Here is a 14,528-nt window from a genome sequence, read left to right as displayed (position 1 = left end):
TTTTATCGTTTGTAAAGACCAGTGATTTTGGTTAAATTCTGCGCCAACGAAATGACACTCGTTGGACAACCTCTACGACGTAATTGGGGAATGTCTAACAACCCAAATTTTAAGCCTGGAGGCTACCGAACATGTTAAACCTAAAATCTGTATTTGTTATCGCTCTTCTGTCAGCTTCTGCCACTGTTAGCGCAGATGAGATCACTATCGATACCACTGGCCTTGAAGCTACATTAACGGCTAACCTCGCAGAAAGCATGGAATTAATGCAAACACAGTTAACGACTGAGTTAAACACTATGCTGGTTGCTGATGAGCAAAAGCAAGAAGATAAAGAAACTGCTTCGATTCAGTTAGCTGATTAATACACTTATTACGCCTAAACATCTGACTTGATATAGTCAGACGTTACACTGTAATAAGCGCAGCATGCGGCTCTCTGGCGCTTTAATTGCACATTAAAGTTAGCGCCATAGATGGAGCCTAGTCTCAGTCTTGCTGTTATCACATATAGAAACCACCGCTTAAGGTGGTTTTTTTGTGTCTATCGAAATACTTTCAGATTTTATTCCATAAAAAAAGCGACTTTAAAAGTCGCTTTTTGATCGGGAAAACTAATGACTATGACTAAGGGCGATAAACTTTTACATTACTGTAACCTTGATCCTGTAGATACAGAGCTTGTAGCTTGCTCATTACTCCACGGTCGCAATACAATAAATAAGTCTTCTCTTTATCAAGATCGGCAAATTGTGTCGACAGCTTATAAAAAGGAATCGCTTTAATTTCTATCCCCTCTATTACAAGCGGATCTTTCTCTTCCTCTTCCGGTGCACGCACATCAATGATGATTTCATCAGCATTGATTGCAGCAACCGTTTCAGCTGCGGTTATTTTAGTGTCCATTTGAGCGGCAATATCTCTAATGTCCATAATAACTGCGTCGTCAATCACTTTATCAAGCAGATCGTCTGAAAACTTAGCTTCTTCAGCTTCAATTTTTGCCAATACAGCTTTCACTGTCGGTTTTTTCGAAATCACGCCACAATATTCAGGGATAGTTTTAGCAAAGTCTTCGGTACCGATTCTGCGACAGGTATCAATAATATCTTGTTTATCCATCGCGATAAGCGGACGCAATATTAATAGCTCTGTGCAACGGTCAATAACATTAAGATTGGTCAACGTCTGGCTAGAAACCTGCCCCATCGCTTCCCCTGTCACTAATGCTTGAATACCCATTTTATCAGCAACACGGGCTGCTGCGCGCATCATCATACGCTTAAGCACAACGCCCATTTGCCCATTATCGACGCGTTCTAAAATTTCTTGTACAACGGGATCGAACGGCACAGAGATAAACTTAACTCGATGTGATTCACCGTATTTCTGCCACAAATGGTAAGCCACCTGCTTAACACCAATTTCGTGTTGATCGCCACCTAAGTTAAAGAAACAATAATGGGTACGAGAACCACGCTTTATGAATTGATAACTCGACACACCAGAGTCAAAACCACCTGAGATTAATGACAACACATCTTCTTGAGTGGCCATGGGGTAACCACCAAGGCCTGGAATACGCTTATCAACAAGGTAAAGTTGCTCGTTATCAATTTCAAGATTTACCGTTATATCTGGATTTTTCAAGCGAACGCCAGCAGCTTCAGTAAATTGGTTTAGCCCACCACCAACATAACGTTCAACTTCAATTGAGTTAAAGTCATGTTTACCAACACGCTTAACACGCACGCAGAACGTCTTACCTGCGAGTTCTTCTTTATAGACTGCCAATGTTTGCTGATAGATATCATCCATAGATTCAAAGGTGCTCACTTCGACTTGCAGCACATGCGCAATACCAGGAATACAAGCGAGACGTTCAGCAAAGGCTTCAACCAAATCGGGTCTATCATCTGGCACCATAACCATGATTTTGTCCCATTGGCGCTGTACTTTCGCAGACTCATCTACTTTTTTAAGTACATTACGAATATTGGTTTCAAGCATTTTGGTAAAGCGCATTCTTACCGGCTTGCTTTTCATCATGATTTCAGGAAACAGTTTTACGATAAATTTCATTGGTCTTCCGCGGGAACAAGTTTAAACAGCAATGGCGAGATTATAACAATATCCAAGCACAATTGCGTATATCAGATCAGACATTATCCACGATATATTGCAAACTGAGACCATGAATATCGCACTTATGCTCAATAAGGATATAAAGCTGACGATTAATGGGGTAGGAAAGTAGCCACTCTGTGTACAGCGCAAACAATAACAGCCATAAAGTGAGCGCTCACTCTTGATGATAAGAGCCCGAACGTTCACAGCCTGCTAAAATCCAACAATGGGCAAAACTACGATTGTTGCCATCGATGTAATAGCAACAATTTATCGAGGATCAGATTGAGTATTACGGGGAAACTTGGATTTCGTCTGACTCTTTAGGCTTACCTTGTTCGATAGCAATTTCAACACGGCGATTACGTGCTCTATTGGCCTGAGAGTTGTTTTCAACTAACGGCGCAGTCGAAGCCATCCCCACCACTTTTAGCCGCTGCTGATCAAAACCTGCTACTTTAATCATTTCATGGGTGACTGCGACGGCACGTTTACTGGATAGATCCCAATTTGAGCTATACAACTCATTTGAGATATTTAAATCATCTGTGTGTCCTGACACCGTTACAATACCGGGAACATCTTTTAGTAACTCGCCAACACGCCTAACAATCGGCTTAAAGCGTGGCTGCAAAAAGCCTGAGCCTGACGCAAATGCGCCTTTCTCACGGATCCGAATAATAATCTGTTGGCCTAGCGACTCAATTTCAATGGCACCGTCAACAATCTCTTTGTTGAGCTCTTGAGCCATCTTCTTAACTTGTTGATTGATTTTATCCTGCGCAGCAGCTTCTGCTTTTTTCGCTTCGCTTTCAGAATCTGCGGTTGATTTAGCTAACGCTTTTGCATCTTCTTGCTCTTGCGCTGTCGACGATGATTCACCGCCTCGCTGTTGACCGCGTTGCTGCTGTACACCGCCGGCACTATCATCTTCACCCGCTTGAAACTCTAGCATGGGCTCGGTCATTTCATTGGTTTGCTGATTAATAATTTCAATTGGAGTCGATTCTGGGCGGCCCGGTCTAAACTCTAATGCAATCACCGATGTCCCTTTGGGAATATCTTTCACTTCGACTTTATTCTGTACCCCAAATGCATACTTCATTGAACCCGCAATCTGCTTGAACTTCATCACGTCCATTTCAGAAAAAGCCAACAGCAACACGAAAAAACACATTAGCAGAGACATTAAATCAGCAAACGTGGCCAACCAAAGCGGCGCACCAGCAGGTGGACATTCACATTTGGCTTTTTTAGCCATCGCGCTATGCTCCGTCCATGGTATTGATGGTACGAGACTTTTCAGAGAGATAATTTTTGAGAAAACCTTCAATGACTCGAGGGTTTTGACCATCTTGAATCGCCAATACGGCATCCATAATCAAATTACGGTTTAGCATTTCTTCGTTCATTCGAAGCGATAATTTATCGGCAATGGGGATCGCCACCATGTTAGCGACCACGGCGCCATACAGCGTCGTCAGTAGTGCAACCGCCATTGCTGGACCAATCGATTTAGGATCATCCATGTTTGACAACATGCCCACGAGTCCAATTAGCGTACCAATCATGCCCATTGCTGGCGCAACATCGCCTATCGATTTAAAAATACCAATCCCGGTTTTATGGCGTTCTTCGGTGAGCGCGATATCTTTTTCAAGTGCGTCTCTGACAACATCGCCATCATGACCGTCGACTAACATATCAATCGCTTTTTGCATAAAGCTGTTGCTAATCTCAGCCTCTTCCAACGCTAAAAAACCACCTTTTCGTGCGGCATCAGCCATCGTAATAGACTGTTCAATCAGTTCTTCAGGTTTATCGATTTTAAAAATAAATGCTTTGGCTGCAATTTTAGCAGAGCCTAAAAATTGCTTGAGGTTATATTTCATCATTACGACAAATAACGAACCAATCATCACAATTAAGATAGAAGGTACATTGATGAAAATACCGATCCCGCCGCCACTTGCCATCGCCATGATAACAAACCCAAACGCGCCAATCAGTCCTATTAGGGTTGCTAAATCCAAAACCGCTCCTCAAATACCAATCTATTCGCTATACAACTTCAATCGAATGCTAACAACATTCAAAACTCACACGCAAGCGTCTACTCAAAAACAATAGCGACAATATTACGCCTTCACTGTGACAGCAAGCACCAACTAAACAAACGGCTAAATAGCGTACAAATTTTCAATATTGCACCTTATATAGCGACCGAAGTTAAGATCTCTTGAGTGATATTTCCCGCAATTGTTGCGCTATTTCCGTTAAAATAGATCCCAACTACATAAACAACGTATTGCAGTAACAAGCCGATAGCGGAATTTATGCACGAAAGCGTGCTTTCACGCAAATACTCAACGGCTTAGTTTGACCCTTGTGCCCTGCTGATATACTTTGTGTATCGCTTAATTCTAGGAATCATCATCGTGGCAAAAAAACCTGAAAATCTCTCTTTTGAAGAATCGCTTTCCGAATTAGAAAAAATCGTTGCGGACTTAGAACACGGCGATGTGTCCCTCGATGATGCGTTAAAACAGTTCGAACGTGGAATTAAACTGGTAAGAAATAGTCAGAGTAAGCTTGAAAATGCACAGCAAAAAGTAGCGGTGTTAATGACGGATGAAGGTGTCGACACCTTAAAGCCTTATGAAATAGAGGGTGAGTAATTGTTAGCAGAGGCACTTGGTAAATACCAACAACGCATTAATCTTCAGCTGTCATCTCGTATAGATGCACTTGCCGATACCGATCCTCGTCTAAAAGCGGCCATGAAACATGGCGCATTAATTGGCGGGAAACGTATTAGGCCATTTCTCGTCTATGCTATTGGCGATATGCTAAAAGTTAAGCTTGAGACCTTGGATGAATGCGCTGCGGCAATCGAATGTGTTCACGCCTACTCTCTCATCCATGACGACCTACCCGCTATGGATAATGATGCACTTCGTCGTGGCCAGCCAACAGTGCATATTGCCTATGATGAAGCGACGGCTATTTTAGCAGGTGATGCTTTACAGGCACTTGCATTTGAAATCATCAGTGAGCCCATCAAAAACATCACCCCATCACAGAATTTAGCGATGGTTAAAGCCTTAGCGAATGCCTCTGGGTATAATGGCATGTGTGGTGGCCAAGCGATGGATTTAAGGGCGACAAATAAACAGATAGAGCTTGCAACACTGATTCAGCTGCATCAGCTTAAAACAGGTGCATTGATCCGTTGCGCAGTCGAATTTGCCATTATTGCCGCTCAAGTTAATGATGAAGAGCGACAAGCTTTACTTGATTTTGCCGATGCCATTGGTCTCGCGTTTCAAGTACAAGACGATGTATTAGATATTATTGCCAGTACCGAAGAGCTTGGAAAACCTCAAGGTTCTGACACAGATTCAAATAAGAGCACTTATCCAAAGTTGCTTGGTTTAGAGGGCGCCCAAAAAACTGCTACAAGTTTGATTGAGGACGCACTATCAGCGCTGGCTAAATTACCATACAATAGCCAGTTAATTGCCGAATTCGCCCGTTATATCATTGAGCGAAGAGTTTAATAAAAGACAAAGAATCTCGTTATGAGTTTTGATATTTCTCAATTCCCTGTGCTTGCACAGGCAAACACCCCTGATGAGCTAAGACAGCTCCCTCAAGCCGTTCTGCCACAACTGGCTGACGAACTTCGAGGTTTCCTTTTGAAGTCAGTGGCTAAATCAAGTGGCCATTTTGCCTCAGGACTTGGCACAGTTGAACTGACTGTGGCCATTCATTACGTCTATAACACACCATTCGATCGATTAATTTGGGATGTAGGCCACCAAGCTTACCCGCATAAAATCTTAACGGGTCGTCGTGAAAGAATGCACACCATCCGTCAAAAAGGTGGGATCCACCCTTTTCCTTGGCGTGAAGAAAGTGAGTACGATACCTTCAGCGTAGGCCATTCTGGTACCTCTGTAAGTGCTGCGCTCGCGATGGCAATTACTGCGGAAAAAGAGCAAGCCGGACGCAAAGTAGTCTCCGTTATCGGTGACGGTGCGATGACTGGCGGCATGGTATTTGAAGCCATGAACCATGCAGGCGATCTTCACAACGATATGCTGGTGATCCTCAACGACAATGAGATGTCTATCTCTGAAAATGTGGGTGCGCTCAATAATCACCTTGCCCAGCTAATGTCGGGGCGTTTCTACACCACTATTCGTGAAAGCAGCAAGAAAGTCCTTAAGGGCATGCCTGTTATCAAAGAGATGGCAAAACGCACTGAAGAACACCTTAAAGGCATGGTCGTTCCTGGCACCATGTTTGAAGAGCTAGGCTTTAACTATATTGGTCCCATTGACGGCCATGATGTTGATGCGTTAGTTGAGACATTGCGTAATATGCGTAACCTCAAAGGGCCACAGATTTTACATATCATGACTAAAAAAGGTCGTGGTTACGAGCCCGCTGAAAAAGATCCTATTGGTTGGCATGCAGTGCCTAAATTTGATCCCTCTACATTTGAAAAACCGGTAAGTAAACCGAGTAACCCAACCTTCTCACAGGTGTTCGGTAAGTGGCTTTGTGATGTTGCCGAGAAAGATGAAAAGCTACTCGCTATCACCCCTGCCATGCGTGAAGGCTCTGGTATGGTTGAGTTTTCACAGCGTTTTCCAGGGCAGTATTTCGATGCTGCCATCGCCGAGCAACATGCAGTGACCTTAGCAGCAGGCTTTGCGTGTGAGGGTTACTCACCGGTTATTGCTATCTATTCAACGTTTTTACAACGTGGATACGATCAACTCATTCATGATGTTGCACTGCAAAAACTGCCGGTGTTGTTCGCGATTGATCGCGGCGGGATTGTGGGTGCCGATGGCCCTACTCACCAAGGCGCGTTCGACTTAAGCTTTATGCGAACGGTGCCTAACATGGTGATCATGACGCCGTCTGACGAGAACGAATGTCGACAAATGCTCTATACTGGCTATCGCTATAAAGCAGGGCCGACAGCAGTGCGTTACCCTCGTGGCAGCGCTACAGGTGCTAAACAGGTTGAAACCATGACCGAGGTACCTATCGGTAAAGGCTTGATCAAGCGCCGTGGCCAGAAAGTCGCTATCCTAAACTTTGGCACAACACTCGCCAACAGCTTACAGGCAGCCGAAACGCTTGATGCCACTGTTGCTGATATGCGTTTTGTTAAACCACTTGATGTCGATCTGGTCAAAGCGTTAGCTGAAAGCCATGATGTATTAGTGACCGTTGAAGAAAATGCCATTATGGGCGGCGCAGGTTCAGCGGTGCTCGAGTTACTGCAAACGCTTAAATTGCCAAAGGCGGTATTGCAGATTGGTCTGCCCGATGAGTTTATTAAGCATGGCGCGCCAGATGAGATTATTAGTGAGATTGGATTGGACGCTGCAGGTATTCAAAAGCAAATTGAAGACTATCTAGCCTAAGATTAACGTCACTAAGACGATGAGCTTAACCGCATAAAAAAGGACTGCATTTGCAGTCCTTTTTAGTTTCAAAATATGACTCTTAAGATGTTAATTTCGAAATGTTATTGTCGAAATACTAGCGTCGAATGAATCGCTCTGACTCATTGAGACTGAGCGATTGCCTCTGAGCTATTTACCCAGAATGAATTAACCTTGAGAAACCATTACCATTGCCGGGCGCAATAGACGCTCGTTAAGGGTATAACCTTTCTGCATTACCATCATTACCGTATTGGCAGGAAAGTCAGTGCTAGGTTGCATACCGATAGCCTGATGAAGTTCAGGATTAAAGGTATCACCTTGTGGATCAACTTGAGTCAGTCCAAATTTCTCAACGGCATTCACAAAGCTCTTTGCGGTGAGTTCAACACCTTCGTAAATAGCTTTAGTTGCTTCAGCTTCAGCGTCTGTACCTTGAAGCGCGCGCTCCATATTATCTAATACAGGAAGTAGCTCGTTAGCAAATTTCTCAAGTGCAAACTTACGTGCCTTCTCTACATCAATGGCGGCGCGGCGACGAATATTATCGACTTCTGCAGCTGCACGGATCACAGAATCTTTTTGTGAGTCCACAGTTGATTGTGCTTCTTGCAAAGATTTCTCTAACTCTTCAACGCGAAAGTTCGCTTGAGTCAGTTCGTCCATTAAAGAAGCTTCACCGCTACCTTCGTTCAGTAACTCACCTTCTATAATTGATTCAACTTGCTCGTCAATTTGGTTATCTTGTGCTTTATTTGTTTCGTTGCTCATTTTTGCTCCAGCTAAAAATGCTTTGTTTCTGCATGCTCTGGGCATATTATGGGGATCAATTCTGAGGTTTCAAGCCCTAATGCCGGATCTGACACAAATATGAGCAATCCCTTTCACACTATCGGACTTATTGGTAAACCTAACCATGAAGGAACCAATCTCACCCTAAAGAGATTGCATCACTGGTTAACAATGCAAGGCTATAGCGTTTTGGTTGAGGAGCGAGTTGCCGCCGATGTTGGCTCACATACTCATTCGGTTGATTTACTAGAAATTGGCGCTCAATGTGATTTAGCCATTGTGGTCGGTGGTGACGGTAATATGCTGGGCGCAGCACGAGTACTGGCGAGGTTCGATATCGCGGTCATCGGCGTCAACCGCGGTAACTTGGGTTTCCTTACCGATTTACCCCCTGACTCTTTTGAAGAAGCGTTATCCAAAGTACTTGAGGGGGAGTTTGACACTGAACAGCGTTTTTTACTTGAAGCGGAAGTTCACCGTCACGGTGAGTTAAAATCGAGCAACACCGCGGTAAATGAAGCGGTTCTCCACCCTGGTAAAATCGCTCACATGATAGAATTTGAAGTCTATATTGACGAAAAGTTCATGTACAGCCAACGTGCAGATGGAATGATTGTATCAACGCCAACAGGATCTACAGCATATTCGTTATCAGCAGGCGGGGCTATTCTCACCCCCAACTTAGAAGCGATGATCTTAGTGCCAATGTTTCCACACACACTGTCTTGCAGACCCATTGTTGTCGATGCGGGTTGTATAATCAAGTTAGTGGTCTCTCCTCATAATGGAGATAATTTGGAGGTCAGTTGTGATGGCCACGTCAACCTACCCGTTCTACCTGGTGATGAGATTATCATCCAACGCAGCCAAGATACCTTAAGATTGATACACCCTAAGGGGCATAACTACTTCCATGTGTTACGTTCTAAATTAGGCTGGGGCAGCAAGCTCTTTTAAAACCAAGAAGCAAGGTCGGCAACATCGCTGACCTTGCTCTGTTTCATTCCTATCCGTCCAATAAAATCAAAGTGACATACAACAGTATTCATGGATGTTGAATATCGTTAAAGCAAATTTAAGCCGTCATTTAAGTGCTAAATTGTCTTATAGCAACAGACTAAATGCGAATGATTACCCACATCAACTTTACCTCTAAAGCCACCATAAAAACTAAAACTCTTAAATAACATAGCATTACAAGCAAACTAACGATGAGAGAAAACACAGCATGAAAAAATACGTGATCATGCTCACAATACCAGTTTGTAACTCCAATTCAAGCTAACAATCAAAACCGAAAAACCCAGATCAAAATAAGGCATTTTATTCAAAAAATCAGCTCCCACATCAGTTACGTTACCTATAATTAGCAGCATTCAGCTTTTTATATAACTTTAATTACATTTAACAAACAAAAGCTCGAGATCTAGATCACACTCGGAAATAAAGTAAGCGGCGATACATCCCGCTACGAGTATTATCAGTCACAATTCAGGTACAAACTGATCTAGATCATATTAGGGTTAGCCTAATTAACGTCTAGTACGCATCTCAGCCCGCCATAATCAATAATTAACCATTAGTCGGGTAACAACAATTGAAGTTAGCAACCCATATAACACGAGGCAAGCATGACCTTTATTCAACTACTCGCAAGCTTAACGCCGATTATCAGCGTAATGCTATTTTTAGTACTTTTACGGATGCCAGCATCAAGGGCCATGCCTATTTCGATGGTTTTCACCGGATTGGCAGCCGTCTTTGTCTGGCAAATGGACACTACTTTCCTTGCCGCATCAGTCGTTGAAGGCCTTCTTTCAGCACTAACACCGTTAACGATTATCTTTGGCGCTGTGTTCCTACTCAACACACTGAAGTATTCAGGTGCCATGGACACCATTCGTGCTGGCTTCACTAATATTAGTGCAGATGCCCGAGTGCAAGTCATTATCATTTGTTGGTTATTTGGTTCATTTATCGAAGGCTCAGCAGGCTTTGGTACTCCTGCAGCCATTGGTGCACCGTTACTGGTACTTTTAGGTATTCCACCGATTGCATCGGCTGTTGTCGCACTCATTGCTGACTCAACGTCCGTATCGTTTGGTGCTATTGGTTTACCGGTTTTATTCGGTATGGAACAGGGTTTGACTACCGGTGGCGTGAATATGGCTGCAGAGCAGATAGCGCAACACGGTGGTAGTTTTGCTGATTTCGCGCAATTTATTGCGATGCACATGATCACTATCGATCTGGTGACGGGTACCTTAATTCCATTGACGATGGTGGCGATTCTTACTGGTTTCTTCGGTCGTAATAAATCATTTAGAGAAGGGTTAGCCATTTGGAAGTTTGCCCTTTTTGCAGGTCTTTCTTTCACTATACCAGCGTGGTTAATTAACTACTTTGCCGGCCCTGAGTTCCCATCCGTTATTGGTGCTCTCGTAGGTATGGCACTTGTTATTCCTGTCGCAAAGAAAGGCTACCTGTTGCCGAAAGAACCTTGGAATGATTTTGCCGAAAATGATGGGCAAGAGCGTAAAGAGATCGCAACGAAAGCACAATTCTCGCAAATTGCCGCATGGTCCCCCTACATAATAATGGCAGCACTGCTTGTTCTATCTCGCATTGTGACTCCGTTAAAAGTCTGGCTCACTAGCTTTAACATCAGTTGGACCGGTTTGTTGGGGACTGAACTGAAAGCGGGCTTTGCCACATTTTATGCTCCAGGTGCATTCTTTATATTGGTGTGTATTTTAGGTTTCTTCCTCTTTAAAATGAAATCACCTGCGATTAAAGAGTCTATTACCGTTTCTTGTAAGTCTATGGTACCCACGATTATCTCACTTGGCGCATCAGTGCCAATGGTGAAAATTTTCCTCAACTCTGGTGAGAACACATCTGGCTTAGCCTCTATGCCAGTCGCGCTTGCTGATACTTTGGCAAATAGCATGGGCTCAGTATGGGCTTGGGTTTCCCCAATCGTCGGTATTTTTGGCGCCTTCCTATCGGGCTCTGCCACCTTCTCAAATATGATGTTTTCCGGTCTTCAGTACAGCGTTGCTGACAATATTGGTGCCAACCATGCGCTTATATTAGCCATGCAGGGTATTGGTGCTAACGCCGGTAACATGATGTGTGTAATGAACGTTGTTGCTGCTGCAACCGTAGTGGGAATGGCTGGACGAGAGTCTGAAATTATCCGTAAGACGATGCCTGTGGCACTGGGCTATGCTTTAGTAGCAGGCACCATCGCCGCGGTTTGGGGTGGATTTTAATCCCAGCGCTATAAAAATAGAATAATAATATCGAAAGCCGCATTGTCTGCGGCTTTATTCACTTTAAGTACGAGTGTAGAGATAAATCAATGTCGATTAATTATGAAGCTGTATTAACAGATTTACGTAGCCAAATTGGTGAAGATGCAGCCACTAACGATCCTGTGCGCCGCTTCGCTTGGTCTACTGACGCAAGTTATTTTCGTATCGTGCCAGAAATAGTGGTTCATGCAGATACACTAGAGCAAGCTAAACGCACGCTTGCCATCGCGCGCAACTACGGTGCTCCAGTCACATTCAGAGCCGCTGGCACCAGTCTTTCTGGGCAAGCGATTGGTGAAGGCATTCTCCTTATCTTAGGCCATGATGGTTTTAGAACGCTAGTCGTAAGCGACGACGCTAGCCAAATCACTTTAGGTACAGCCGTCATTGGTTCTGATGCAAACGCTGCATTGAAACCGCTAAATAAGAAAATTGGTCCAGATCCAGCCACCTTAGCATCAGCAATGATTGGTGGCATAGTGTCGAACAACGCCTCAGGTATGTGCTGTGGTACTGCGCAAAACAGTTATCAGACGATTGCCTCAGCCAAACTGCTGTTTGCCGATGGAACTGAACTTGACACTGGGTGTGAAACATCAAAAGCCGCCTTTGCGAAATCTCATCCAGAACTTATCAAGTCGTTGCTCGACTTGGTCGACATGACACTGAGTAATCAAACGCTGGCCGATAGAATTCGCAAGAAATTTTCAATCAAAAACACCACCGGCTATAGCCTTAATGCATTGGTCGACTTTAGCGATCCATTTGAGCTTATCAACCACCTTATCGTAGGCGCAGAAGGTACATTGGCCTTTGTTGAAGAAGTGACCTACAACACCGTTGACGAAGCGCTCTTTAAAGCCTCGGCCATGGCGGTATTTTTCAATATGGAAGATGCGGCAAAGTCCATCCCACCTTTAGTCGGCGACAGTGTTGCCGCGGCAGAATTACTCGATTGGGCATCAATCAAAGCCGTAACGGGTAAAACGGGGATGCCATTATGGTTATCAGAGCTTCCTGAAGGCGCTTCAATACTGCTGATTGAATCTCGCGCTAATGATAAAGACACTCTTGAAAGGCATACTCTAGACGTTATTGATAAGCTGGCTCATATTGAAACTGAACGTCCGATTACTTTCAGCGACGACCCCGTCGTGTTTGGTCAATACTGGGCAATGCGCTCGGGACTCTTCCCCATTATTGGTGGTGAGCGCCCTAAAGGCACCTCGGTTATTATTGAAGATGTCGCCTTTGAGCTTGAACATCTTGCCGCTGCCGCTAACGATCTGACGGAGTTATTCCATAAGCATAACTACCCAGAAGGCGTTATTTATGGCCATGCTTTAGCGGGTAACTTCCACTTCATTATCACACCAACGTTCAACTCTCAGGCTGATATTGAGCGCTTCCAGGCATTTATGCAGGATGTCGCTGAGATGGTTATCAACAAGTACGATGGATCAATGAAAGCCGAGCACGGGACGGGACGTGCTGTAGCACCGTTTGTTGAGATGGAATGGGGCAGCGATGCTTACACCTTAATGAAGCGCATTAAGCAAATATTTGACCCTGAAGGCTTGTTAAACCCTGGGGTCATTCTGAACGACGACAATCTAGTTCACGTTAAGAACATTAAGCCATGCCCGGTAGTTGATGACTTCATCGACAAATGCATTGAATGTGGTTTCTGCGAAAAGACCTGCCCAACATCTGCGCTAACGATGTCACCACGCCAACGTATAGCGACACTGCGTGAAATTGAACGTCTAGAGCAATCAGGTAATAAGCAAGCCGCAAGCGAAATGCGTGCTGCAGCAAAATACGATGTAGTCGATACTTGCGCGGCTTGTCAGCTTTGTACCATTGCTTGCCCAGTAGACAATAGTATGGGGAATCTTGTGCGTAAGCTTAGAACCCCCTACATAACGACTACTGAACAAAAAGTACTCGATTTCCAAGCCAAGCACTTTGGCGCTGTGAACCAAGTTATCAGTACAGGATTCAGTGTCCTTGGCACCATTCATAAAATTACTGGTAGCGGCATCACTGGCGCCATTATGAAAGCGGGTCGAGTGGTGAGTAAAGAGGTCCCTTATTGGAATCCAGATTTCCCTAAAGGCGGTAAGTTACCTAAGCTTTCTGCGCCAATACCAGGGCAAGAAACCGTCGTCTACTTCCCCGCTTGTGGTGGACGTACCTTTGGTCCAACACCGAAAGATCCTGATAATCGAACCCTGCCAGAGGTGGTGGTTACTTTACTTGAACGTGCAGGCTATAACGTCATTACTCCAGAGAAAACACGCGACTTATGTTGCGGTCAAATGTGGGAGTCTAAAGGTGATTTTAAAAATGCAGACGCAAAACGTAAAGAGTTAATTGAGGCCGTTTCTGCCATGACTCAAGGCGGTAAGCTGCCAGTCATTATTGACGCACTGTCTTGCACCTACCGTACCCTTGCAGGCGACAAATCGTTAGCTGATAAGGTCGAAATTGTTGATATGGTTGATTTCATCCATGATAAATTACTCGAAAAGTTAACCATTAACCGCAAAAAACCCGCGGTAGCACTTCACTTAGGCTGTAGTGCTCGTAAGATGAAGATTGAACCTAAGATGGAAGCGATTGTAGATGCGTGTAGCAACAAAGTCATTCGCCCTGCTGGGATTACTTGCTGTGGTTATGCCGGTGAGAAAGGGCTTTATAAGCCTGAGATTAACGCCAGTGCACTGCGTAACATCAAAAAGCTTATTCCAGTTGATGTCAATGAAGGGTATTACGCTAACCGCATGTGTGAAGTGGGCTTAACCCAACATAGTGGTATGTC

The 14,528-nt window shown here is 44.3% G+C and carries 11 protein-coding genes; 7 read left to right on the top strand and 4 right to left on the bottom strand.

The window, feature by feature from the left end; genetic code table 11:
* The first annotated feature begins 131 nt into the window (after window positions 1–131).
* Window positions 132–365 (top strand): hypothetical protein, encoded by a 234-nt coding sequence (locus CXF82_RS05155; protein ID WP_101092659.1) that lies wholly within the window; start codon window positions 132–134, stop codon window positions 363–365.
* A 262-nt stretch (window positions 366–627) separates the two neighbouring features.
* Here CXF82_RS05155 and thiI read toward each other — a convergent pair whose 3' ends face one another.
* The 3 genes from thiI to pomA all read right to left on the bottom strand — a co-directional run bounded on the left by thiI (window position 628) and on the right by pomA (window position 4,160).
* Window positions 628–2,082 carry a tRNA uracil 4-sulfurtransferase ThiI gene (gene thiI / locus CXF82_RS05150; protein WP_102043767.1) on the bottom strand — a complete coding sequence of 485 codons (1,455 nt, stop codon included), beginning with the start codon at window positions 2,080–2,082 and terminating at the stop codon, window positions 628–630.
* 337 nt (window positions 2,083–2,419) lie between these two features.
* Window positions 2,420–3,388: a flagellar motor protein MotB gene (locus tag CXF82_RS05145; RefSeq protein WP_102038792.1), complete on the bottom strand. Its 969-nt coding sequence runs from the start codon at window positions 3,386–3,388 to the stop codon at window positions 2,420–2,422.
* A gap of 4 nt (window positions 3,389–3,392) precedes the next feature.
* Window positions 3,393–4,160 carry a flagellar motor protein PomA gene (gene pomA, locus CXF82_RS05140; RefSeq protein ID WP_101092656.1) on the bottom strand — a complete coding sequence of 256 codons (768 nt, stop codon included), beginning with the start codon at window positions 4,158–4,160 and terminating at the stop codon, window positions 3,393–3,395.
* Between the two features lie 405 nt (window positions 4,161–4,565).
* Here pomA and xseB point away from each other — a divergent pair, with 405 nt between their 5' ends.
* Genes xseB through dxs form a run of 3 tightly spaced genes read left to right on the top strand, consistent with a single transcriptional unit; the run spans window position 4,566 to window position 7,574 of the window.
* The gene (gene xseB, locus CXF82_RS05135) at window positions 4,566–4,805 is read left to right on the top strand and encodes an exodeoxyribonuclease VII small subunit (RefSeq protein ID WP_101092655.1); all 240 of its coding nucleotides are present in this window, start codon (window positions 4,566–4,568) and stop codon (window positions 4,803–4,805) included.
* A complete protein-coding gene (gene ispA / locus CXF82_RS05130) occupies window positions 4,806–5,687 on the top strand; it encodes a (2E,6E)-farnesyl diphosphate synthase (RefSeq protein ID WP_101092654.1) in 882 nt (293 codons plus the stop codon).
* A gap of 21 nt (window positions 5,688–5,708) precedes the next feature.
* Window positions 5,709–7,574 carry a 1-deoxy-D-xylulose-5-phosphate synthase gene (gene dxs, locus CXF82_RS05125; RefSeq protein WP_101092653.1) on the top strand — a complete coding sequence of 622 codons (1,866 nt, stop codon included), beginning with the start codon at window positions 5,709–5,711 and terminating at the stop codon, window positions 7,572–7,574.
* Between the two features lie 189 nt (window positions 7,575–7,763).
* Here dxs and grpE read toward each other — a convergent pair whose 3' ends face one another.
* Window positions 7,764–8,366 carry a nucleotide exchange factor GrpE gene (gene grpE / locus CXF82_RS05120; protein ID WP_101092652.1) on the bottom strand — a complete coding sequence of 201 codons (603 nt, stop codon included), beginning with the start codon at window positions 8,364–8,366 and terminating at the stop codon, window positions 7,764–7,766.
* Window positions 8,367–8,465: 99 nt separating this feature from the next.
* On the opposite strand from grpE, the gene nadK reads away from it, so the two are divergent.
* The 3 genes from nadK to CXF82_RS05105 form a co-directional block, all read left to right on the top strand.
* Window positions 8,466–9,344: an NAD(+) kinase gene (nadK, locus tag CXF82_RS05115; RefSeq protein WP_101092859.1), complete on the top strand. Its 879-nt coding sequence runs from the start codon at window positions 8,466–8,468 to the stop codon at window positions 9,342–9,344.
* 674 nt (window positions 9,345–10,018) lie between these two features.
* Window positions 10,019–11,662, top strand: coding sequence for an L-lactate permease (locus CXF82_RS05110; RefSeq protein WP_101092651.1), 1,644 nt, complete (start codon window positions 10,019–10,021; stop codon window positions 11,660–11,662).
* An 89-nt stretch (window positions 11,663–11,751) separates the two neighbouring features.
* A partial coding sequence (locus tag CXF82_RS05105) for an FAD-binding and (Fe-S)-binding domain-containing protein (RefSeq protein WP_102043766.1) occupies window positions 11,752–14,528 on the top strand: 2,777 nt, incomplete at its 3' end.

This window comes from Shewanella sp. GutDb-MelDb (assembly GCF_002836075.1).
Lineage (GTDB): Bacteria > Pseudomonadota > Gammaproteobacteria > Enterobacterales > Shewanellaceae > Shewanella.
The sequence above is the reverse complement of the archived record's forward strand: the minus strand, read 5'-3'. Positions and strand labels throughout refer to the sequence as shown.

What these genes read in the sequence shown, in the direction of transcription:
- CXF82_RS05155 (WP_101092659.1), top strand. Translation starts at nt 132, where the DNA reads ATGTTAAACCTAAAATCTGTATTTGTTATCGCTCTTCTGTCAGCTTCT.
- thiI (WP_102043767.1), bottom strand. Translation starts at nt 2,082, where the DNA reads ATGAAATTTATCGTAAAACTGTTTCCTGAAATCATGATGAAAAGCAAG.
- CXF82_RS05145 (WP_102038792.1), bottom strand. Translation starts at nt 3,388, where the DNA reads ATGGCTAAAAAAGCCAAATGTGAATGTCCACCTGCTGGTGCGCCGCTT.
- dxs (WP_101092653.1), top strand. Translation starts at nt 5,709, where the DNA reads ATGAGTTTTGATATTTCTCAATTCCCTGTGCTTGCACAGGCAAACACC.
- grpE (WP_101092652.1), bottom strand. Translation starts at nt 8,366, where the DNA reads ATGAGCAACGAAACAAATAAAGCACAAGATAACCAAATTGACGAGCAA.
- nadK (WP_101092859.1), top strand. Translation starts at nt 8,466, where the DNA reads ATGAGCAATCCCTTTCACACTATCGGACTTATTGGTAAACCTAACCAT.
- CXF82_RS05110 (WP_101092651.1), top strand. Translation starts at nt 10,019, where the DNA reads ATGACCTTTATTCAACTACTCGCAAGCTTAACGCCGATTATCAGCGTA.